Annotated in this window: 21 protein-coding genes and 1 pseudogene; 8 read left to right on the top strand and 14 right to left on the bottom strand. The window is 64.6% G+C overall.

Translation table 11 applies throughout. From position 1 onward, the window contains the following. The first annotated feature begins 378 nt into the window (after positions 1 to 378). Positions 379 to 1,137 carry a hypothetical protein gene (locus F6S12_RS22150; protein ID WP_015634689.1) on the top strand — a complete coding sequence of 253 codons (759 nt, stop codon included), beginning with the start codon at positions 379 to 381 and terminating at the stop codon, positions 1,135 to 1,137. 63 nt (positions 1,138 to 1,200) lie between these two features. On the opposite strand, the gene F6S12_RS33920 is transcribed toward F6S12_RS22150, so the two are convergent. From F6S12_RS33920 to F6S12_RS22140, 3 genes and pseudogenes are all read right to left on the bottom strand, one after another. Beyond that, on the bottom strand, positions 1,201 to 2,064 hold the full coding sequence (locus F6S12_RS33920; RefSeq protein WP_370059478.1) for a methyl-accepting chemotaxis protein: 864 nt from the start codon (positions 2,062 to 2,064) through the stop codon (positions 1,201 to 1,203). Further along, positions 2,062 to 2,286, bottom strand: a pseudogene (locus F6S12_RS33915) (HAMP domain-containing protein); the annotation flags it as partial. The gene F6S12_RS33920 and the pseudogene F6S12_RS33915, both read right to left, overlap by 3 nt. 1,060 nt (positions 2,287 to 3,346) lie before the next feature. Continuing rightward, positions 3,347 to 4,108 (bottom strand): SDR family oxidoreductase, encoded by a 762-nt coding sequence (locus tag F6S12_RS22140; RefSeq protein ID WP_053149826.1) that lies wholly within the window; start codon positions 4,106 to 4,108, stop codon positions 3,347 to 3,349. Between the two features lie 237 nt (positions 4,109 to 4,345). On the opposite strand from F6S12_RS22140, the gene F6S12_RS22135 reads away from it, so the two are divergent. Further along, positions 4,346 to 5,350, top strand: a complete 1,005-nt coding sequence (locus F6S12_RS22135) for an NADP-dependent oxidoreductase (RefSeq protein ID WP_019095878.1) — start codon at positions 4,346 to 4,348, stop codon at positions 5,348 to 5,350. Positions 5,351 to 5,455: 105 nt separating this feature from the next. Here the strand turns inward: F6S12_RS22135 and pyrF are convergent, their stop codons facing one another. Beyond that, positions 5,456 to 6,157, bottom strand: coding sequence for an orotidine-5'-phosphate decarboxylase (pyrF, locus tag F6S12_RS22130; protein ID WP_011060084.1), 702 nt, complete (start codon positions 6,155 to 6,157; stop codon positions 5,456 to 5,458). A 317-nt stretch (positions 6,158 to 6,474) separates the two neighbouring features. On the opposite strand from pyrF, the gene F6S12_RS22125 reads away from it, so the two are divergent. The 3 genes from F6S12_RS22125 to xopAW all read left to right on the top strand — a co-directional run bounded on the left by F6S12_RS22125 (position 6,475) and on the right by xopAW (position 9,021). Beyond that, positions 6,475 to 7,239: a response regulator gene (locus F6S12_RS22125; RefSeq protein WP_011060083.1), complete on the top strand. Its 765-nt coding sequence runs from the start codon at positions 6,475 to 6,477 to the stop codon at positions 7,237 to 7,239. Next, positions 7,239 to 8,279 carry a sensor histidine kinase gene (locus tag F6S12_RS22120; RefSeq protein WP_019095148.1) on the top strand — a complete coding sequence of 347 codons (1,041 nt, stop codon included), beginning with the start codon at positions 7,239 to 7,241 and terminating at the stop codon, positions 8,277 to 8,279. The genes F6S12_RS22125 and F6S12_RS22120 overlap by 1 nt, the downstream gene beginning before the upstream one ends. A gap of 115 nt (positions 8,280 to 8,394) precedes the next feature. After that, positions 8,395 to 9,021, top strand: a complete 627-nt coding sequence (gene xopAW, locus F6S12_RS22115; protein ID WP_041116762.1) for an EF-hand domain-containing protein — start codon at positions 8,395 to 8,397, stop codon at positions 9,019 to 9,021. A 38-nt stretch (positions 9,022 to 9,059) separates the two neighbouring features. Here xopAW and F6S12_RS22110 read toward each other — a convergent pair whose 3' ends face one another. From F6S12_RS22110 to F6S12_RS22065, 10 genes are all read right to left on the bottom strand, one after another. Continuing rightward, positions 9,060 to 10,112, bottom strand: a complete 1,053-nt coding sequence (locus tag F6S12_RS22110) for an AI-2E family transporter (RefSeq protein WP_011060080.1) — start codon at positions 10,110 to 10,112, stop codon at positions 9,060 to 9,062. Positions 10,113 to 10,181: 69 nt separating this feature from the next. Next, entirely contained in the window at positions 10,182 to 10,985 is an 804-nt protein-coding gene (locus tag F6S12_RS22105; RefSeq protein WP_315869334.1) for a DUF4892 domain-containing protein, read from the bottom strand. Between the two features lie 8 nt (positions 10,986 to 10,993). Further along, positions 10,994 to 11,653, bottom strand: coding sequence for a glutathione S-transferase family protein (locus F6S12_RS22100; protein ID WP_011060078.1), 660 nt, complete (start codon positions 11,651 to 11,653; stop codon positions 10,994 to 10,996). Positions 11,654 to 11,703: 50 nt separating this feature from the next. Next, a complete protein-coding gene (locus tag F6S12_RS22095; RefSeq protein ID WP_041116759.1) occupies positions 11,704 to 12,558 on the bottom strand; it encodes an alpha/beta hydrolase in 855 nt (284 codons plus the stop codon). Continuing rightward, complete coding sequence (locus F6S12_RS22090) at positions 12,555 to 13,349, bottom strand: alpha/beta fold hydrolase (RefSeq protein WP_041116757.1); 795 nt, start codon at positions 13,347 to 13,349, stop codon at positions 12,555 to 12,557. Before F6S12_RS22090 ends, F6S12_RS22095 begins: the two co-directional genes overlap by 4 nt. Before the next feature lie 114 nt (positions 13,350 to 13,463). After that, positions 13,464 to 13,907: a hotdog fold thioesterase gene (locus F6S12_RS22085; protein ID WP_011060075.1), complete on the bottom strand. Its 444-nt coding sequence runs from the start codon at positions 13,905 to 13,907 to the stop codon at positions 13,464 to 13,466. 31 nt (positions 13,908 to 13,938) lie between these two features. Further along, positions 13,939 to 15,606 (bottom strand): AMP-binding protein, encoded by a 1,668-nt coding sequence (locus F6S12_RS22080; protein ID WP_072451651.1) that lies wholly within the window; start codon positions 15,604 to 15,606, stop codon positions 13,939 to 13,941. A gap of 171 nt (positions 15,607 to 15,777) precedes the next feature. Then, complete coding sequence (gene sixA, locus F6S12_RS22075; RefSeq protein WP_011060073.1) at positions 15,778 to 16,227, bottom strand: phosphohistidine phosphatase SixA; 450 nt, start codon at positions 16,225 to 16,227, stop codon at positions 15,778 to 15,780. Beyond that, positions 16,224 to 16,571 (bottom strand): DUF4389 domain-containing protein, encoded by a 348-nt coding sequence (locus tag F6S12_RS22070; RefSeq protein ID WP_011060072.1) that lies wholly within the window; start codon positions 16,569 to 16,571, stop codon positions 16,224 to 16,226. The genes sixA and F6S12_RS22070 overlap by 4 nt, the downstream gene beginning before the upstream one ends. A gap of 18 nt (positions 16,572 to 16,589) precedes the next feature. After that, positions 16,590 to 17,615: an NAD(P)H-dependent glycerol-3-phosphate dehydrogenase gene (locus F6S12_RS22065; protein WP_011060071.1), complete on the bottom strand. Its 1,026-nt coding sequence runs from the start codon at positions 17,613 to 17,615 to the stop codon at positions 16,590 to 16,592. A 195-nt stretch (positions 17,616 to 17,810) separates the two neighbouring features. Here F6S12_RS22065 and F6S12_RS22060 point away from each other — a divergent pair, with 195 nt between their 5' ends. From F6S12_RS22060 to F6S12_RS22050, 3 genes are all read left to right on the top strand, one after another. Further along, positions 17,811 to 19,937 (top strand): TonB-dependent receptor plug domain-containing protein, encoded by a 2,127-nt coding sequence (locus F6S12_RS22060; RefSeq protein ID WP_315869333.1) that lies wholly within the window; start codon positions 17,811 to 17,813, stop codon positions 19,935 to 19,937. A 1-nt stretch (position 19,938) separates the two neighbouring features. Further along, positions 19,939 to 20,874, top strand: coding sequence for an ABC transporter substrate-binding protein (locus F6S12_RS22055; RefSeq protein ID WP_174394959.1), 936 nt, complete (start codon positions 19,939 to 19,941; stop codon positions 20,872 to 20,874). After that, positions 20,871 to 22,142, top strand: a 1,272-nt coding sequence (locus F6S12_RS22050) for a histidine kinase dimerization/phospho-acceptor domain-containing protein (protein ID WP_315869332.1), incomplete at its 3' end; no start/stop codon positions are given. The genes F6S12_RS22055 and F6S12_RS22050, both read left to right, overlap by 4 nt.

Below are 22,142 nucleotides of genomic sequence, written 5' to 3'. Positions count from 1 at the left end.
CGCTACAGCATTCACTTCCTTCAACGTTTTGCTATTTGCTTTCCGTTGAAAGTGGCGCGCATTCTATGGATGCTTTGGGAGGCCGTCAACCCCCAGATATAATTTTATTTAAATCAATGACTTCGGAGCTGTTTTAGGCCCGCTTCAGGGTTTTCTGCCGTCCGCGCTTTGACGCCTATATTCTGGCACTCGACAAGGCGTTATAGTCCTCCACAGCCGGTGATGGCAATTTGAACCCTTGGATCCCCCGAGGCAAATGCCACCTATATAAGCAGCACAATCCATGCCCGGCTCGTCGAGCGGCGCTATGCGTCTAAATGCCAAGCCACTACACTCGCACGCGAATCCCATAACGAGGTTTTAACGGTGACACCACTCATGATCACCCTGCTGGTAATAGCCGGGATCGCACTATTGATCGCCATTGGCTACATGAACCATGTGGTGGAAAACAACAAACTGGAAAAAGCCCGCACCAAGGTCGAACTCAATGATCGCCTGCGTCGTTGCGGCGAGATCACCGAAACCTTCCCCGGCCAGTTCATGTCACCGGCCCTCAAGCTGCTGCTGACGCGCCTGGAGCTGAACGTCGTTCAGCGCATGCTCAACCTCGATAAAACCGACAGCGCCCTCAAGGCTCGCCTGGCTGAGCTCAATACCCTGGTGGGCCAGGGCGAGTCGATCCCGGTGAACAACCCACCGGCACCGATCCAGACCGAAGCCAAGGCCAAGGACGTGCGCTTCCTGCTGGAGGCCATGCACGGCCAGGTCACTCGCGCCGCCCACGACGGTTTCCTGCAGCCCAACGAAGCCAAGCGCTGGATCAAGGAGATCCGCCACATCCTGGTGCTGCTGCATATCGAGTTCTTCAACAACCTGGGCCAGTACGCCCTGCAGCAGAACCAGCCGGGCCAGGCCCGGCTGGCCTTCGAGCGTGGCGTGCAGTACCTGCGCAAGCAGCCGGACCCGGCGGTCTACAAGGAGCAACTGGAATACCTGGACAAACTCCTGGCCCGGGCCAATGCCATGGTGCTGTCGACCCTGGAACCTGCCCCGGACGAAGACAACCAGCTGACCCAGGGCCTCAAGACCGTGGAAGCCGACGCCGACTGGAAAAAGAAAGCCATCTACGACTGACAGAAAAAACCCTTGCCCGGAACACCCGGGCAAGGGTTTTAGAACGCTGCGCCCTCCCCGCCGCTACAAGCGGAAATGCCCCACCATCCCCTTCAGTTCCACGCCCAACTGCGCCAGCTCGATGCTCGACGCGGCGTTGCCCTGCATCGCCAGGGACGACTGATCGGCACTGGCGCGAATGCTGGTGACACTGCGGTTGATCTCTTCGGCCACCGAACTCTGCTGCTCGGCCGCAGCGGCGATCTGCTGGTTCATCTGCTGGATCAATGACACCGCCGCGGCAATGCTACCCAGGGCGCTTTCGGTCTGCAGGGCATCGCTGACCGCCAGCTTCACCAGCTCGCCACTGCTCTGGATCTGCTGCACCGAGGAGTCGGCCGCCGCGTGCAGAGCCGTCACCAACCGGGCGATCTCTTCGGTGGACTGCTGCGTGCGTTTCGCCAGGGCCCGCACTTCATCGGCCACCACCGCAAACCCCCGGCCCTGCTCCCCGGCCCTGGCGGCTTCGATAGCGGCGTTGAGGGCCAGCAGGTTGGTCTGCTCGGCCACGCTCTTGATCACATCCAGCACGCTACCGATGTTGTCGATTTCCGCGCTCAGGCTCTCGATACCACTGCTGGCACGGCTGGCGGAATCCGCCAGTTGCTCGATGCGCTGCATGCTCTGGCGCACCACTTGCTGGCCACTTTCGACCTTGTCGTCCGCCGCCTGGGCGGCTTGGGCGGCCTCCTCGGCATTGCGCGCCACATCGTGCACCGTGGCGGTCATCTGATTCATCGCCGTGGCCACTTGCTCGGTTTCTTCCTTCTGGGTGCTGACTTCCAGGTTGGTCTGCTCGGTCACCGTGGACAGCGACTGAGCCGAACTGGCCAGTTGCTCGATCCCCGCCTGCAGGCCACTGACAATGCCGCTCAGGCCGCTGCCCATCTGCTGCATGGCCTGCATCAACTGACCGATCTCGTCACGTCGGGTCACCTCCACGGTCGCGGTCAGATCACCGGCGGCAATCTGCTGAGCCACGTGCATCACACTGCGCAACGGGCGCACGATCAGGCGGGTGACGCTCAAGGCCGCCAACAGCCCCACCAACAGCGCCAGGGCCGAGGAGCCGATGATCAGCAGGGAGTTCTTGTCCAGTTCCCCCAGCATCGAATGCTCTTGCGCCCCGTACGCCTGATCAACCCGCGCCATCACCTGGGCGGCGCGCTCATGCAGCTGCTGATAGACCTGCTTCTCCTGGGCCAGCAACCCGGTGTACTCGTTGAGCTTCTCGCTGAAGTTGCCGATATGCCCCGAGACTTCGTTGAGCACCGTCTGATAGCCCGCATCCTTGACCGTGGCCTTCAACTGCTCGGCCTGGGCCAGGGCCTGATCGGCCTGCTCGATCTTGCCCTGCTCGGCGGGCTCCTGGTCGCCGCCCTTGCGGTTCTGATCCAGGCGCAACCGGGCCTCATTCATGGCCTGCAGCATCAGGCGTGAAACCTGGCTGATCTGATTGGCCTGCTCGATGAATTCGGCACCGTCCTTGCCCTGGGATTCCTTGAGCGTATAGGCACCGTCATCCGCCAGCCCGGCCTGCAGCACGTCCAGGTTATTGGCCACGCTGGACACCGACCAACTGGCCATTTCCAGGGCCAGGTCCTTGGCCTGGGTCAGCTCGACGAACTCGTCGAAGGCCTTGCGATAGTCCGCCAGCGCCAGCTCCACATCGCCCATCGCGGTCTGGTTGGCCGCCGACCGCACCTTGAGCTGCTGGGCCAGGGCCTGCAGGCCTTCCAGGCTTTCATGCAGGCTGTCCACGGTCTTGCTGTCGCCATGCAGAGCGTAGTCCTGCTCCTGCAGCCGCACCTTGAGCACGCCGCTATTGAGCTGGGACATCTGCTTGAGGCCATCGAAGCGCTGGCTGATGGTCTGCAGGGACCAGACACCGATCCCCGCCACCAGAGCGGTTAGGAGCAACACCAGGGCAAACCCGATACCCAGTTTCTTTGCCATGCCCAGGTTGGCAAAACGTCCACTTGCGGCCGAAGTCATGGTGCGCAGTCCCCTTCCAATCCCCAATGGCAATAGGGCCATCTTGTCTTGGCGAAGGGTCGCAACGGCATGCACCGGCGCACAAGTCTCTGACATCGGAATAATGGCAAAAAGCTACGCCGAGGTCGTTTTCAGGACACTGGAGGTCGATTCCATCGGGCCCCGGCCATCGGCATCAGATCGCGGTGGCCCCGCCGTCGACCGCCAGTGCATGGCCGGTGGTAAAGGCCGCGCCATCGCTGCACAGGTAGAGCACCGCACTGGCGATCTCCTCGACCTTGCCGATGCGCCCCACCGGGTGCATGGCCGCGGCGAACTCGGCCTTCTTCGGGTCCGCCTCGTAGGCACGGCGGAACATGTCGGTGTCGATCACCGCCGGGCATACCGCGTTCACGCGGATTTTCTTCTTCGCATATTCGATGGCCGCCGACTTGGTCAGGCCGATCACCGCATGCTTGGAGGCCGCATAGATGCTCATCTTCGGCGCCGCGCCCAGGCCCGCCACCGAGGCGGTGTTGACGATCGCCCCACCGCCCTGGGCCAGCAGCAGCGGCAACTGGTACTTCATGCACAGCCAGACCCCTTTGACGTTAACCCCCATGATGGCGTCGAACTCATCCATGGAGCCCTCCGCAAGGCGGCCCTTTTCGATCTCGATACCGGCATTGTTGAAGGCGTAATCCAGGCGCCCATAGGCTTCGATGGTGCGGGCCATGAGGCTTTGCACATCCGCCTCCAGGGTAACGTTGCACGGCACGAACAGCGCCTCGCCACCGGCCTCGCGGATCAGCGCCACGGTGCCCTCGCCCCCCGCCGTGTCCAGGTCCGCCACCACCACCTTCAAGCCTTGTGCGGCAAATGCCTGGGCGGTGGCCCGGCCGATACCATTGGCCGCGCCGGTCACCAGGGCCACCTGGCCGGAAAACATCATGCTCATTGCAGGAATCCTCGATCGAATGCGGGTCAGCTACCCGGCCCAATCTAGCCACAGCCGGGGCTGGTGGCGTCAGCACTATCAAAAGCCCGGTTGGATGCTCATGCATTCTGGTGATGAATCTGCCGGGGGCTTTATCAGGGCGATCGATTGGCCTCCATTCGCTGCAGCGGCAAACCTTGCGGCACCGAGGCCAAGGGGCTATCAACTAAAGGTTCATTCATCCCACGAGTGCCTGCCATGACCGCCCTGACCAATCGCCAGTTCCTGCTCGCCAAACGCCCCATCGGACCGGCCACCCGCGATACCTTCACCTACCAGCAGGTGGCAGTTGGCGAGCCCGCCGCCGGGCAGATCCTGGTGCAGAACCAGTACCTGTCCCTGGACCCGGCCATGCGCGGCTGGATGAACGAGGGCAAATCCTACATTGCCCCGGTGGCCATCGGCGAGGTCATGCGCGCCCTGGGCGTGGGCCAGGTGATCGCCTCCAGCCACCCCGGTTTCGCGGTGGGCGACTACGTCAATGGTGCACTCGGCGTGCAGGACTACTTCCTCGGCGAGCCCCGGGGCTTCTACAAGGTCGACCCCAAGCTGGCCCCGCTGCCGCTCTACCTGTCAGCCCTGGGCATGACCGGCATGACCGCCTACTTCGCCCTGCTGGACGTGGGCGCACCCAAGGCCGGCGACACCGTGGTGCTGTCCGGGGCCGCTGGCGCGGTGGGCAGCATTGCCGGGCAGATCGCCAGGATCAAGGGCTGCCGCGTGGTGGGGATTGCCGGCGGCCAGGACAAGTGCCGGTTCCTCATCGACGAGCTGGGTTTTGACGGCGCCATCGACTACAAGAACGAAGACGTCCACGCCGGCCTCAAGCGCGAGTGCCCCAAAGGCGTCGATGTGTATTTCGACAACGTCGGCGGCGACATCCTCGATGCCGTGCTCAGCCGCCTGAACGTCAAGGCGCGGGTGGTGATCTGCGGCGCCATCAGCCAGTACAACAACAAGGAGGCGGTCAAGGGGCCGGCCAACTACCTGTCGCTGCTGGTCAACCGGGCGCGCATGGAGGGGTTCGTGGTGATGGACTATGCCGCGCAGTTCGCCGAAGCCGGGCAGGAAATGGCCGGCTGGATGGCCAAGGGGCAGCTCAAGAGCAAGGAGGATATTGTCGAGGGCCTGGAAACCTTCCCGGAAACCCTGGGCAAGCTGTTCAGCGGCGAGAACTTCGGCAAGCTGATACTGAAAGTCTGAATCCGTAGGAGCCAGCTTGTCGGCGATCCGCAACGGCGGCCGGAAAGGGCCGCCAACCGCAAAACCGCTATCGCCGGCAAGCCGGCTCCTACAAGAAGAAGCGTGTTACAGGGCCAGTTCGGCCACGACGTCGGCCAGGGCCTTGGCCGGATCTGCCGCCTGGCTGATGGGGCGACCGATCACCAGGTAATCGGAGCCGGCATCCAGGGCCTGGCGCGGGGTGAGGATCCGCCGCTGGTCGTCCTGGGCGCTGCCCGCCGGTCGAATCCCCGGGGTCACCAGTTGCAGGGACGGATGGGCGCTCTTCAGGGCCTGGGCTTCCAGGGCCGAGCACACCAGGCCGTCCATGCCGGCTTTCTGCGCCAGGGCAGCCAGGCGCAGCACCTGCTCCTGGGGCTCGATGTCCAGGCCGATACCGGCCAGGTCTTCACGCTCCATGCTGGTAAGCACGGTGACGCCGATCAGCAACGGCTTGGGGCCGCTGCGCTGGTCCAGCACTTCGCGGCAGGCAGCCATCATGCGCAGGCCGCCGGAGCAGTGCACATTGACCATCCACACGCCCATTTCCGCGGCGGCCTTGACCGCCATGGCGGTGGTGTTGGGAATATCGTGGAACTTCAGGTCCAGGAACACTTCGAAACCCTTGTCCCGCAGGGTCCCGACAATCTCGGCGGCGCAGCTGGTGAACAGCTCCTTGCCGACCTTGACCCGGCACAGTTTGGGGTCCAGTTGATCGGCCAGTTTCAGTGCGGCGTCACGGGTGGGGAAATCCAGGGCGACGATGATAGGAGTCTGGCAGGCGGACATGAAGGGGCTCTCAGGCAAGTCGAAATCGGCGCGGATTGTAGCGCAAGCCGCGCCGCTCCGGGACCCGATCAGAGGTAAATCCTCCTCAACGGTGCGCAAGAAGGCCGATTGCCCCGGCAATCGCTCCCCCACGCCACGGCATTTGTATCAACCTCGATACACTGACGACACGTGGGCAACAATCCCCGGCGCTACCCTCGCCAGCCGCAACACCTTCGAACAGCACTTCCAGCCCCCGGGCCGGACGCCTATGCTGAAGCCACAACCCCGCCGCCGCCCTCAGGCGCCGGCAGCCTACCTGGCAGACGACCGCACCCATGCAGAACACTTCAGCCCCTCTCAACGAAGACGCCAAAGCATTGGTCAGTGGCGACGACAAACGCTGGAACACCCGGGCCCTGATCGTCGACGACGACGTGCCGATCCGCGAGTTGCTGATCGACTACCTGGCGCGTTTCAACATTCACGCCAGCGGCGTCACCGACGGCGCGGCGATGCGCCAGGCCCTGCAGGCCGAGCACTTCGACGTGGTGGTGCTGGACCTGATGCTGCCCGGCGAAGACGGCCTGTCCCTGTGCCGCTGGCTGCGTACCGAATCGGACATCCCGATCCTCATGCTCACCGCCCGCTGCGAGCCCACCGATCGCATCATCGGCCTGGAGCTGGGGGCCGACGACTACATGGCCAAGCCTTTCGAGCCACGGGAACTGGTGGCCCGGATCCAGACCATCCTGCGCCGGGTGCGCGACGATCGCAGCGAGCAGCGGGCCAATATCCGCTTCGACAACTGGCGCCTGAACAGCGTGCTGCGCCAACTGATTTCCGCCGATGGCCTGGTGGTGCCGCTGTCCAACGCCGAGTTCCGCCTGCTCTGGGTGTTCATCGAGCGCCCGCGCCGGGTACTGAGCCGCGAACAATTGCTGGACGCCGCCCGCGGCCGATCCATCGAGGCCTTTGATCGCAGCATCGACCTGCTGGTCTCGCGCCTGCGGCAAAAGCTCGGCGACGATCCGAAGTCGCCGCAACTGATCAAGACCGTGCGCGGTGAAGGCTACCTGTTCGACGCCCGGGACATCGGCTGATGCGCGGGCGGTTCGATACGCTGTTCGGCCGCCTGTTCGGCGTCTTGCTGATCGCGATCGTCCTCGCCCACCTGCTGGCGTTCTTCTGGTTTCACCACTACGGCCCGCCCCCGCCGCCGCCCCCTCCCGATTCGGCGCAGTTGATCAATGGCCAGCCGCCGCCCCCTTATCCAAGGCGCCCGCCACGGCCCTGGTTCGGCGGCCCGCTGGTGCCCCTGACGTTCCAGTTCATCTCCCTGATCATCGCTGCCTGGTACGGCGCCAAGCTGTTGTCGCGGCCGATCCAGCGCCTGAGCGCCGCCGCCGAGCGTTTGAGCGAAGACCTCGACAGCCCGCCCCTGGAAGAGGTGGGCCCAAGGGAAGCCCGGCAAGCAGCCAGCACCTTCAACCAGATGCAGAAGCGCATCCGCGAGCAGGTGCAGCAACGCGGGCGCATGCTCGGTGCCGTCTCCCACGACCTGCGCACCCCGTTATCAAGGCTGAAACTGCGCCTGGAGCAGATCGAGGACAGCAAGCTGCAAGGGCAGATGCGCCAGGACCTGGACGACATGATCAAGATGCTCGACGCCACCCTCAGCTACCTGCACGAACAACGCACCAGCGAGGCCGAGCAATGGATGGACGTGCAGGCCCTGGTGGAGTCGCTGTGCGAGAACGCCCAGGACCAGGGCGCCGACGCTCAGGCCCAGGGCCATTGCGCGCCGCTGCTGGTGCAACCCATGGCGTTGCAGTCATGCCTCAACAACCTGCTGGACAACGCCCTGCGCTACGCCGGCCAGGCAACCCTGGCCCTGGAGGACGACCGCGGGCAACTGCTGATCCGGGTCATCGACCACGGCCCGGGGATTGCCGCCGACAAGCGTGAAGCGGTGTTCGAGCCATTCTTTCGCCTGGAAGGCTCGCGCAACCGCAACTCCGGCGGCGTCGGCCTGGGCATGACCATCGCCCGAGAAGCGGCGGAGCGCCTGGGCGGCCAACTGATCCTCGAAGAAACCCCCGGCGGCGGCCTGACCGCGGTATTGCGTCTACCCAGGCCTTGAGCGCCTTGTGTGGCGGCAGGTACAAACCGCCAATACCCAGGACAACTCCCCCCCTGAGGCTGCTTGGGCCGGTGCCCCCCCCACCGGTTCAATTCATCCGCAGGGAGTGAGCCCCATGATCGATAGCCTCAGCAGCAACTATTCGAGCTATTACAGCTCCAGCAGCACCAGCCGTGGCCAGCAATTGCACAAGGAGCTGTTCGCCAAGCTCGACAGCAACGGTGATGGCGCGGTGGATCAGGACGAGCTGAAAAACGCCCTGTCGCAGAAAAGCGACAACGGCATCCTGGTCAGCCTGAGCAAGAATTTCAACGACCTGGACAGTGACGGCAGCGGTAGCTTGAGCAGCGATGAAATGGCCGCCATGGCCCCTCCTCCGCCCAAGGACCGCGCCCCCGATACCCAACTGGCGGATGCCCTGCTCGGCGCCCTGGACAGCGATGGCGACGGAGTCATCAGCAGTGACGAACTGAGCACTGCCCTGCAAGCCTCGGGCAACAGCTCCACCAGCAGCGACACCAGCTCGGCTCTGCTGAAGATTCTCGACAGCGACAGCAGTGGCGGCATCAGTAGCGATGAGCTCAAGGCCGCGTTGCAGGCCGGAAGCAACCAGGACAGCGCCCCCCAGGACCCGCAGGCCAACCTCGCCGAAGCTCTGGGCAAGATGATCGCCAGCTTGAGCAAGCAGTATCAGTTGGACACCAGCAGCAGCCTCGGCGGCAGCGTCAACGTCGCTGCCTGACGTCCATTGCCGCTCCCGGGGGAGCGGCAATCGGTGGTTCAACGCGGCTCCTGGGCCCGGGCCTGGCTGGCGCTCCAGTCCAGCAACAGGCTGTAGGCCACCGCCAGCAGCGTCGGGCCGATGAACAGGCCGATAAAGCCGAAGGCGATCAGGCCACCGAACACTCCCAGCAGCACGATCACCAGCGGCAGGTTGCCGCCGCGGCTGATCAGGTACGGTTTGAGCACGTTGTCCACGCCGCTGATGATGAAAGTGCCCCAGATCCCCAGGAACACCGCCATGCCATATTCGCCTTTCCAGGCCAGCCAGGCGGTAGCCGGGATCCATACCAGGGGCGGGCCCATGGGAATCAGGCTGAGCAGGAAGGTGACGATCCCCAGCACCAGCGCCCCGGGCACTCCGGCAATCAGGAAGCCGATCAGCGCCAGCAGGCCCTGGGCCGCCGCGGTGCCGATCACCCCGTTGACTACCCGTTGCACGGTGCCAGCCACCAGGTCGATGTAGTAGCCGGCGCGCTCGCCGATCAGGCGCTCCAGCAACTTGTGCACGAACAGCGCCAGGCGCGGGCCATCGCGGTAGAAGAAAAACACGAAGACGATGCTCAGGGTCAGTTCCAGAATGCCGCCGCCGATCTGCGCGCTGCGAGCCAGCAGCCAGTTGCCCACCTGCCCCAGATAGGGTTTGACCGCCAGCATCAGGGCCGCGCCCTGCTGGTCGATGCTGTTCCACAAGCCCACCAGGCGCTCGCCCACCAATGGCAGGTTGCCGAGCCACTCTGGAGCGGCGGGCAGGCCGTCGACCTGCACGTCCTTGATGAAGGCCGTGGCATCGCGCACATGGTCCGCCAGGTTGAGGCCGAGCCAGACCAGCGGCGCGGCCACCAGCACCATCCAGCCCAGGGTCAGCAGGGCCGCTGCCAGGGATTCTCGGCCATTGAGCCAGCGGGTCAGCAGGCGCATCAGCGGCCAGCTGGCAAACGCCAGCACGGCTCCCCAGAACAGCGCTGACCAGAAAGGCGCCATGACCCAGAAGCTGGCACCGAACAACACCAGGAGCAGGATCTGCACCAGCAGGCGATCGTTATTGGGCATGAAATGTCTCGCGCAAGAAGAACCAGTGAAGAGTAGGCGAACCCGCGAGCGCGGGCTGCCTGAAACAGCTTAACGCAGTAGTTCGAAATGCAGGCCTGCTGCGTCGGTGTTACCGGTTTCCATCCGCGAGGCCAGCACGCCCTGGCCAATCAGCGCCTGGCGCCAGGCTTCGGCCTGCTTGCCGGACAGGCTGATGCGCAGGGTGGTGTCCAGGTTCAGCCCGCGGGACAGCAGGTTGAGCCAGGTGGGCTGGGGCTCGGCGAGTTTCGGCAGGTCCAGCTTGCCGGTGTCCTTGAGCTGGCGCAGCAGGGTGGCCGAAGTGGGTAGCAGGTCCCCCAGCGGCGCGCTGGCGTCGAACTGCTCCACATGCAGGTAGGCCCGGCGGTTACCCCGGGTGATGCTGTACAGGGCTACCAGGGAGTTGTCCTGGGGCGCCGCCAGCCGCAGCAGCAGGTAGGCCTGCTGTTCATCGGCGCCAAACAGCTTGGCGTTGCCGAATACTTCGTTGGCCCACAGGCTGCTTTCACCGCAATCGCGGGCCTGGCACCAGAACAGCAGCTCGGCGCCCTGCTTTTGCAGCGCCTCCCTGGCCAGGGTGAAGGCTTCGTTGGATGTGCGCTCGGCGGGCAACTGGTAAGTGATGGCGGTGAGCTTGCCGCGGGCATTGACCTGGCCATCGAAACGCAACTGGCCGCTGATACGGCGGATCGAACCCAGGGGGTAGACGCGCTCCTGCTCCACTTCGGGGCGGTAGTCGACGATCTGTGCATCGGCCAGACGGGGGACCAGGGGCAGGTCGTGGCTGCCCGGCAGATCGGCGGCAAGCACCAGGGTACTTGCCAGGGACAGGCCCAGAACACTGATTGAACGCATGGAAACTCTCATCGGATAAGCATGGCCTGGGCGCCCTTGACGACGCTGGCATCGTCGCTGCGTTGTGGAACCTGCAAGCCTCGCTGCACCGCAGGACGGGCCTCCAGGGCCGCCATCCAGCGTTGCAACGCCGGCAGGCCCTGCACCGAAACCCCGGACCATTCATGGCCGCGCACCCAGGGGAAGGTGGCGATGTCGGCAATGCTGTAGTCGCCGGCCAGGTACTCGGCCTGTTGCAGGCGGCTGTCGAGCACTTCGTACAGGCGCCGGGTCTCGTGCTGATAACGGTCGATGGCGCCCTGCAGCTTCTCCGGGAAATAGCGGAAGAACACATTGGCCTGGCCCTGCATGGGCCCGACCCCGCCCATCTGGAACATCAGCCATTGCATGACCAGCGAACGGCCCTTGGGATCGGCCGGCAACAACTGGCCAGTGCGTTCGGCCAGGTACACCAGGATCGCGCCGGACTCGAACACCGGAAAATCGCCATTGTCGCGATCGACGATGGCCGGAATACGCCCATTGGGATTGATCTTCAGGAACGCTGGGGCCTTTTGCTCCTTCTTGTCGAAACTCAAGGCGTGCACCTCATAGGGCAGGCCGAGTTCCTCAAGCAGGATGGAAACCTTGTGACCATTGGGGGTCGCAGCGGTGTACAGATCTATCATGGTTGTCTCCCATTTCAACCCGCCCAGCCTCGACAGTTGATCCCGTCAAGTCAAGGAACGGCGAAAAACCGATTGAAACAGTCTGCGACAAAGGTGGCACCCGCCTCGTCGTTGAGGTGCAGGTGATGCCCGCCGGGCAACTGCTCAACGCTGAAGGGTAGACGCTGCAACAAGGCCTGGTGCTTGGCCAGCATGCCATCGGCCGCCACCACCAGTTGCGTCGGGCAGGCGACCCGCTGAACAAAGGACATGGCCTGCTCCTCTGTCAGGCGCAGCGGCGAAGCCAGGGTCAGGCGGCTGTCGCTGCGCCAGGTATAGCCCCCGGGCACCGGCATCAGGCCGCGCTGGGCCAGCAGTTCGGCCGCCTCGCGGCTGACCGCCACCAGGCCCTTCATGCGCGCCTCGATGGCCCGCTCCAGGGTGGCGTACACCGGCTTGCTCTTGTTCTGCAGATTCAGCTGTGCCTGCAACGCCATGCCCAGGCGCTCGGCGGCGTCCTCGCCATTGGCCGTCGGCGGGATCACCCCATCGATCAGGGCCAGGTGGCTGACCCGCTCCGGCATCGCCGCCGACAGCACCAGCGAGACGATCGCCCCCAGGGAATGACCGATCAGGGCAAAGCGCTTCCAGCCCAGTTGCTCGGCGGCTTGCAGCACGTCATAGACGTAGTCCCACAGGGCATAGCCGGCCCCCGCCGGGCGATGCCCGGAATGACCGTGGCCGGCCAGGTCCAGGGCAACGATGCGCAGGCCGGCGAGCTTGGGCGCCAGCCGGGCGAAGCTGTTGGCGTTATCCAGCCAGCCATGCAGGGCGATGACCGGCAGACCGTCCTCGGGCCCGAACAGATGGGCCGCCAGTTCGATGTGCGGCAGGTTCAGGCGGACTTCTTCGACGGCGTGGCTCATGCAGGGCTCCGTTGCCAGCGTGTGAACAGCTCCTTGAGCAGCGCCGCGGTGTCCTGGGGGCGCTCAAGGGGAAACATGTGGCCACCGGGCATGGTCAGCGACTCGCCCTGGGGCATGCGCCCGACCGCACTGGTGTGATGGCGCATCACCACCCGGCTCTGCTGTCCGCGCACCACCGCCAGCGGTACCTTGAGCTGGCGCGCACTGCCCGGGCTGGTATGAGGCACGCCGCGGTAGATGCTGATTTCCGTGGCCGGGTCAAAACGCAGGCGCAAGCGATCCCCCACCTGCTGCAGGCCGTGCTGCAGGTAAGCATCCAGGCAATCGGGATCGAAGGCCCGGAACAGCGTCTTGCGGGAGAAGTAACTGCGGGCGGCCTCGATGTCGGCAAACTCTTCGCGGCGCCCCAGGGTGCGCCCGGCCGGAGTCAGCCGGTCGATGAAGCCCAGGCGCTTGGCGGCGCGGATCACCCATTGGTCGGCCCGGGTCAGCACCGGCGAATCGAGCATCACCACCCCCCGATACAGCTCCGGGCAGCGCAGGGCCGCGTGCAGATGCAGCACACCACCCAGCGAATGCCCCACGCCCCAGACCGGCTGGGCCTGCTGTTGCAGGTGATGGATCAGTTCATCCACCAGGCTGCGCCAGTTGTCGTCCACCGGAAAGCGCGGGTCGTGGGCATGCTGCTGCAGATGAGCCACCTCGAATTCCGGCGCCAGGGCAGCAAACAACTTGCCGTACGTGCCGGAGGGAAACCCATTGGCGTGAGCGAAAAACACCTGTTGCGACATACCGACCTATCCATCCACCAAACGAACACCGATTGTCCGCAGGCCCTGGCACCAGGGCAATGACCGTAACGGACAGGAATGCTGACACCCAGGCTCAGCCTATGGCGCGTTGCCTCATTGCGCCGGCGGGTTCTGCCCGAGGGGCACCACCGCCATGGTCAGGCGCGAGACGCAACTGGCCTTGCCTTCATCACTGCTCAGGCGGATGTCCCAGACATGGGTGGTGCGCCCGATATGAATGGCCTTGGCCACCGCCGTGACCCGCCCGGTGCGCAAGCCCCGCAGGTGATTGGCATTGATCTCCAGCCCCACGCAGTAGAACTTGCTGGCGTCGATGCACAGGTAGCTGGCCATGGAGCCGACGGTTTCCGCCAGCACCACCGAGGCCCCGCCGTGCAGCAGCCCGTAGGGTTGGTGGGTGCGATGGTCGATGACCATGCTCGCGGTCAGTGACTGCTCGTCATAGGACTCGAAGCGAATATCCAGCACTTCGCCGATGGTGTTCTTCTGGATCGCGTTCAGTTGCTCGATGTTCGGAGTAGTACGCCATAGACTCATCGCCGCTTCCCTTATGGGTGGTTATTGTCGGTCAATCCTGCCACAGCACGGCTTCGCTGCGCTCGCTCCAGGCTTGAAAACTGCCACCATAGGTAGCTTCGATCACATTGCGCTTGATCTTCAGGGTTGGAGTGAGAAAGCCGTTTTCCACCGCCCAACTGTCCTTGACCACCACCAGCCGATGCAGCCGCTCGTGCTTGTCCAGGCTGCCATTGACCTGGGCCAGCAGGCTTTCCAGGCTGCTGTGCAAGCCTTCCCGTGCACTGCCGGCGGCGGCCTGCGCGCCCGCAGCCGAAAGCACGCACAGGCCCAGGGGGGCAATCAGCCCGTCGCCCACCACGCACACCTGCTCGATATGGGCATGCACCGCCAGGCGGTTCTCGATGGGCGCCGGGGCCACGTACTTGCCCTTGCTGGTCTTGAAGATCTCCTTGAGCCGGCCGGTCAGGCGCAGGTTGCCGGCAGCATCCTGCTCCCCCTTGTCGCCGGTGCGCAGGAAACCATCCTCGGTGACGGTTTCGGCGGTCTTCTGCGGGTCCTTGAAATAGCCCAGCATAGTGGCTCCGCTGCGTACCTGGACCTCCCCCGCCTCGTCGATGCGCACCTCGACTTCCGGGCAGGGCCGGCCAATCCAGCCGGGCACATGCTCACCGGAGCGGCCGATATGGGAGTAGCCGCAGCTCTCGGTCATGCCGTACACCTCCAGCACGTCCAGCCCGAGGCGTCGATACCAGTGCAACAGGGTCTGGGGCACCGGTGCCGCTCCCGACAGCGCCACCCGCAACGCGTCCAGCCCGAGCCCGCTCAGCACCTTGTGGCCGACACGCTTGCCGATAAAGGGCAGGCCCAGGAGAAAATCCAGGCGCTTGGCCGGCACCTTGCTGTAGACCCCCATCTGGAACTTGGTCCAGATCCGCGGCACGCCAAACAGCGCAGTGGGCCGGGCTCGCTGCAGGTCGGCGAGGAAGGTATCCAGGCTTTCGGCAAAGAACACCGTCTGCCCGGTATAGATCGCCGCCATCTCGACAAACATGCGCTCGGCCACGTGGCACAGGGGCAGGTAGGACAGCAGCCGGTCCTCGGGGCCCAGGCCGAACATCTGCACACCATGGCTGGCGGCAAAGCCCAGGTTGCCGAAACTGTGCATCACGCCCTTGGGCAGCCCGGTGGTGCCGGAGGTATAGATGATGGTGGCCAGCTGGTCGGCCGCAGGGCTCGGGCTATCCTCGAGCGGCGGACAGCGCTGCAGGTCTTCCCAACTGAAATCGAAAGGGCCTTCGGGGGCCAGGGGCAAGCGGATGGTGGGCAGCCCGGCCTTGATCCCGAGCGCCATTTGCGGCCAGTCGTCGAGCTTGCCGATAAAGGCCAGGGCCGACTCGGAATGCTCCAGCACCTGGGCTACCGACTCGGCCGTGAGATTGGGATACAACGGCACCGAGACATGCCCGGCGATCCAGATCGCCAGGTCGGCAATGACCCAGTGCGCGGAGTTCTTGCCAATGATTGCAATGTGGCTGCCGGAAGGCAGCTGGCGCTCGCGCAGCCATTGGGCGGCACGCCGGGCCTGCTGGCCCACCTCGAACCAGCTCAGCTCCTGCACTTGCCCGCCGGCACTGGGCTGGACAAGAAAGCGCTGCTGGGGATGACGAGCCTCGCGCTCGTAGAACACTTGCAGGGGCAAACGAAAAGCAGCAGACATGACTCGCTCCTTTGTTCTTATTCTGTTCGTGATACCAACCAAGCACTTGCTTGGTGGACTATTCCACGCACAAAGGAGCGCTGCAAGTTAAGAAATGTAGCGGATCGCAACCGGGGATCGGTGGGTTCGAGGCAACAACGGCGGCCCGGGCATGCCCTGCCGCCGCGTCCATCAAGGGTGTGTCACGGCATTCAAGGTCATCAGCCCCGCCAGGGGCCAGTCGCCTTCGAGCTCCGCCAGGCTGGCGGTGTTCATCGGCTGCGGATCACGCAGGTGGCCGTGCTGCAACAGGCCGATCAGGTTGCCCACCAGGGGTTGATGGCTGACCAGCAGCAGGTTGTCGGCACTGTCCAGCTGCTCCAGCACCTGCAGCGGGTTGGCCTCGGGGGTGAGCCAGGGCACGGTGCGGATCTCGCCTTCGAACCCCAGGGCCTCGCGCACCAGCTGTGCAGTCTGCTGGGCACGTACATAAGGGCTGGCGAGGATCGCGGCGATGGGCTGGCCGATCAGGTGCGCGGCACTGCCCAGCACTTCCTCGCGACCGTGGGCCGTGAGGTTGCGCTGGGCATCGGTCGGCGCATGGGACTCGGCCTGGCCGTGACGCAGCACCCACAGCTTCACAGCTTGGGCTCCTCGTCACGCACCGGGTGAGGCGCTGGCGGCACGCTATGGGGAGCTTCGCCTTCAGGCGCCCGGGGAGCGGGCCAATCGGCGAACGGCCAGGGTTTCTGTTCGGTATGGAAGCTGCCGAAACGGCCGATCTGCGCCAGGAACTGGCTCAGGCTATCGCCGAAGTTCATCAGGCCGGCATTCGGCGCGCCGTAGATCAGGCGATAGATCAACTGCACCAGCACCAGCGCGCCCAGGAGAAACTGCGCCACCTGCCACACCAGCACGAATATCAGCATCCACAGCACCCGCAGGAGGATGGACTCGTATTTGGCTTCGGAATTCGTATCGTTCATGTCTGGCTCCTGTGCTGCTCAGTTGAATCCGCTGGTGGAGATAAAGTCGACGTCGGTTTTCGGCTCGCCGCGCATCAAGAGCTCGATTACCTGGTTCAGCGTACGCCCTTCGAACAGGATCGCGTGCAGGCCGGCCACCAGCGGCATGTAGACCCCCAGCTCCTGAGCCTTGACCTTGAGCACCTTGAGGGTGTTGACGCCCTCCGCCACCTCACCCAGGCGGGTCACCGCCTCTTCCAGGCTCAGGCCCTGGCCCAGGGCAAAGCCCACCTGGTAGTTGCGGCTCTTGGGCGAGGAACAGGTGACGATCAGGTCGCCGACCCCGGCCAGGCCAAGGAAGGTCATGGGGTTGGCGCCCTGGCTCACGGCAAAGCGGGTCATTTCCGCCAGCGCCCGGGTAATCAGCATGCTCTTGGTGTTTTCCCCCATGCCCAGGGCCACCGCCATGCCGGCGATGATCGCGTAGACGTTCTTCAGCGCCCCGCCCAGTTCCACACCGAAGCGGTCGGCACTGGCATACACACGGAAGGTGCGGCCATGCAGCGCAGCCTGGACCCGCTGACAGAGCTCTTCGTCTTCACTGGCGACCACGGTGGCGGTCAGGGCGTGCTCGGCCACTTCCCGAGCCAGGTTGGGGCCGGAAAGTACGCCGATGCGCGCTTGCGGGGCGATGTCCTGGAGGATCTCGCTCATCAGCTTGAAGGTCTGGGCCTCGATGCCCTTGGTCAGGCTGACCAGCAGCTTGCCGCGGAGCAGCTCGGCGTGGGGCGCCAGCACCGAGCGCAGGGCGCTGGAGGGCAAGGCGACAAAGCACAGGTCACTGTCATTGAGGGTGGCCAGCAGGTCGGTGACCGGCTCCACCGCCGGATGAATCTTGATGCCCTTGAGATAGCGCGGATTCTCGCGGTTGACCCGAATGGCCTCGGCCTGCTCGGGGTCGCGCATCCACTGCCGCACCCGATGACCGTTCTCGGCCAGCAGATTGGCCACGGCGGTACCAAAACTTCCGCCTCCCAGGACCGCAATAGGGCGCTGTTGTGTCATATGCAATCCGTTAATCCATAGCAGTGGCGATGGCGGCATTATACGGGGCGGTTTTCTCACCACCAGCCCCAGGGGCCATTCAGGCAACCTGTCGGGAACACGTGGAGTCATTCGGGGAATGTCGGGCTTATCGACTGGAAAACTCGACTATCTCGGTTAACATGCGCGCCTTCCATCAAGATTCAAGGCTGTGTCGTGTCCGCTGGCCCCTCACCTCTTCGTCTGTCGCTGCTGCTGGGCATGCTGTTCGGCCACTCGGTGCTGGCCGACGATCTGTTCCTGGACGGCACCGCCCTGCCCGAGGTCCTCACCGCCACCCGCCTGAAACAGTCACCTGCCGCGGTTCCCGGCAGCATGACGGTGCTCGACAACGAGTTGATCAAGGCCAGCGGCGCCCGGGACATCAGCGAACTGCTGCGCCTGGTGCCGGGGATGATGGTCGGCGCCATCAGCGGCAACCAGGCCACGGTCAACTACCACGGCACCAACGCCAGCGAAGCCCGGCGCATGCAAGTACTGATCGACGGGCGTTCGGTGTATCGCGCCGGCCTGGCGACAGTGGACTGGAGCGATATCCCGGTGGCCATGGAAGACATCGAGCGCATCGAGGTGTTTCGCGGCCCCAATACCGTCAGCTACGGCGCCAATGCGCTGATGGCGGTGGTCAACATCATCACCCGCGCCCCGGCCAACAGCCATGGCACGCGGGTCAAGCTGACCCGGGGCCAGCGCGGCATCAGCGACTGGTACGCCAGCCAGGGTACCGGCTGGGAAAGCGGCGACCTGCGCCTGTCGCTGTCGGGGCAGGAAGATGATGGCTTCGACAAGAATCGCCTGGGGGCCGACTACCGCGACAGCAAGCGCTTGAACCGCTTCAGTCTGTCCGTGAGCCAGATGCTCAATGAACAGCAGAGCATCGACTGGCAGTTGAATGCCAAGGAAGGCGCCAACCAGCGGCCCTATACCTATCAGCCGGTGTTCCACGGGGTAATCCAGCAAGGCAACAACTCCGATGTGGTGGCCAAGGACTACGCCGGGTCACTGCGCTGGAACCTGGAGCTCAATCCACAGCACAGCCTTTATATCCAGGGCTCGGCCCAGCACTGGGACCGCCAGCAGACCTGGCGTGCCTGCGACGCGGCAATTTCCTTCAGCCCCGAGCTGACACGCCTGTGGCAACTCAACCCGAACTACGCCGAGCGCCTGGCGCGCCACATGCCCGATTATTTAAGCGCGGCGCCCGGTGGAACCCCGACGGAACAGGCATTGGCCAACCAGGTCATCGACCAATGGAAAACCGGCGGCGGCAAGAATACCGTCTGCGGCAACATCGACCAGAGCTCTCGGGAAACCCGCTATGACCTGGAGCTGCAGGACACCCTGAGCCTCAGCGACAACCTGCGGCTGGTCAGCGGCATGAACTATCGTTACGACCGGGCCGACTCCGAAACCTACTTCAACGGCACCCTCGACGACACCACCTGGCGCCTGTTCGGCCAGCTGGAGTGGCGGGCCAGCGAACATTGGCTGATCCAGGGCGGGGCTATGTACGAAGACACCCAGCTGACCGGCAACTCCCTGACCCCGAGGATCGCGGTCAACTACCTGATCAACCCGCGCCACGGCTTGCGGGCGGTGTATTCGGAAGCCATCCGCTCCCCGGACATGTTCGAGAACAACGTCAACTGGAGCTACCGGGTCACCGGCCTGAGTACCCCGGTCTACGGCCAGAACAGCGCCCAGTACTTCGTCAAGACCCGTGGCCCCGGCAACCTCGACCAGGAGCACATGCGTTCCCGGGAACTGGGCTACAACGGTTACTTCGTCGACCAGGCGCTGAACCTCGACATCAAGCTGTTCTATGACGAAATCACCGGGATGATCAGCGAGCCGCTGCGCAACAACCAGTACATCGCCAGCAACAGCAACGCCTCGCGCTTCGCCGGTACCGAGAGCCAGCTGGACTGGCAACTGAGCCGCGCCGACCGCCTGCGCCTGACCTACGCCTACGTCCATGCCCAGGCCAGCAACCGCCTGGACCAGCGCCTGACCGCCAGCAACAGCGGCTCCGCCGGCTGGCTGCGCAATTGGGGCCAGGGCTGGTCCAGCGCGCTCTTCTACTATGGCGACAGCGCCCTCAACGGCTACCGATTCGAACGGGTCGACACCCGCATCGCCAAGCGCCTGGCCCTGGGCAGCAAGACCAGCCTGGAACTGGCCGGCACCCTGCAGCAACGGCTCGACCACCAGCCCACCACCTTCGCCGACAATCTCTACGACTCGCGCCACGTGGTCTACTTCAGCGCGGAGCTCGAGTTCTGACATGGGCCACTGTCGGCCCTGGAAGGCCCTGCGCATACATCGTCGCCTGTGCCTGTGCCTGTGCCTGCTGGTACTGGGCATGCTGCTGGGCAACCCGTTGTGGGCGGCCGATGTGCTGCTCACCGCCAGCGACGACAACAGCAGCGTGCGCACCTTCACCGAAGAACTGGCCGCCCAGCGCCCCCGGGACCAGGTGCGCTTCGTCCCCCTGGCCCAACTGCCGCCGCCGGGCCAGTTGCCCGGCAGCACGCGCCTGATCCTGCTGGACCCGCAAAGCCTCGACTGGCGCCTGCAAGATCCCTTGGGCCCGCCGACCCTGGTCCTGCGCATCAGCCGCCTGCAGGCCCAACAGCGCCTGGCGCAAAGCCCTCATCCACGGTTGAGCCTGCTGTGGAGCGATCCGCCCCTGGAGCGCCAGTTACGCCTGATCCGCAGTGTTCTGCCGCAGGTGCGCCGGGTGGGGGTGCTGTACAGCGCCGACAGCCGGTTCCTGCTCAAGGAGCTGCACCTGGCCGCGCAAACCCTGAACATGGAAATCATCGCCGAACCCTGGGACAGCACCAGCGACAGCCGCCCGCTGCAGAACCTGCTGCGCAACAGCGAAGTGCTGCTGGGCCTGGATGATCCGAAGCTGTACAACCCGAAAACCGTGAAGAACCTGCTACTGAGCAGCTACGCCCGGCAACAGGCGCTGATCGGCCCCAATGCCGGCTTCGTCCGGGCCGGCAGCCTGGCCAGCACGTACAGCGACCAGCAGGACTGGCTGCAGACCCTGGACAGCCTGCTCGACCAACCGCCGGCTCGCTGGCCCCGCGCGCTATACCCGACGGCTTTCAAAGTAATGAGCAACCCACAGGTGGCACGCTCGCTGGGCATCGAGGAAATCGACCCGCAGGCCGTTGCGCGCCAGTTGAGTGAAGGAGAGAAGCACCCATGACATTGCGTCGCCGATGGGATATCCAGACCCGCACTCAGCTCATCAGCCTGGGCCCGGCCCTGCTCCTGACCCTGCTGCTGATCAGCTTCTTTACCTTCGTGCGTATCCAGGACTTGCGCCAGGAGCTCAACCACACCGGGCAACTGATCGCCAATCAACTGGCGCCAGCCACCGAGTACGGGGTGATCTCCGGCAACAACGAGGGCCTGGAGAGCCTCCTGCAGGCAACCCTGGCCACACCTCATGTGCACTTCCTGGAAGTGCAGGACAGCGCCAACAACATCCTGGTGTACGTGGAACAGCCCTCGGCCAGCCACAACCACGCGCAGCAGATCAAGGTATTCCAGGCCCCGGTACGCCTGCAGCGCATCCAGGTGCACAACGACTTTCTGCAGAACGACCCGGCCAGCGTGGCCGCCCAGGGCGATGGTTACCTGGGCCGGGTGATCGTCGGCATGTCCAACGACGCCTTCAGCCAGCGCCAGCAGGAAATCCTCCTCAAGGCCGCCATCCTCGCGCTGTTCGCCCTGCTCTTCACCTTCCTCCTGGCCCGGCGCCTGGCGGCCGGCCTGGCACAGCCGATCCGCGCCATGGGCGATGCGGTGAAGGCAATCCAGGAAGGGGATTTCAAGACCCCGCTGCCGATCGTCGACGATGGCGAGCTGGGCAACCTGGCCCGGCACATCAACAACCTCGCCGCCGGCCTGGAACTGGCCAGCCGCGAGCAGCACCAGGCCATGTCCCAGTTGATCCAGACCCGGGAAGAGGCGGAACGGGCGAACAAGGCCAAGTCGGATTTCCTGGCGATGATGAGCCACGAGCTGCGCACACCGATGAACGGTGTACTGGGCATGCTGCAACTGCTGGAAACCACCCAGATGACCCAGGAACAGAGCGAGTACGCGGCGCTGGCGTCGGAATCCACCGAACACCTGCTGAAGGTGATCAACGACATCCTCGACTTCTCCCGCATCGAACGCTCGGCCCTGGAACTGGAGCACATCCCATTCAACCTTGCCGAACTGATCACCAGCTCGGCCCAGGCCTTCCAGCACAGCGCCCTGCAACGCGGCCTGGACTTGCAACTGCGGCTGCCGCCGGGCATGGAGTCGCTGCAGGTCAAGGGCGACCCGACGCGAATCCGGCAGATCCTGGTCAACCTGATCGGCAACGCCCTGAAATTCACCGAGCAGGGCAGCATCACCATCGAGCCCCAGTGGCAGGCCCTGGATCACGAACTGCTGTGGTTCACCTGCGCAGTGCGCGAC

The organism is Pseudomonas sp. JV245A (assembly GCF_032424515.1).
Classification (GTDB): Bacteria; Pseudomonadota; Gammaproteobacteria; order Pseudomonadales; family Pseudomonadaceae; genus Aquipseudomonas; species Aquipseudomonas protegens.
This window is presented reverse-complemented; position numbering and strand designations above follow the sequence as displayed.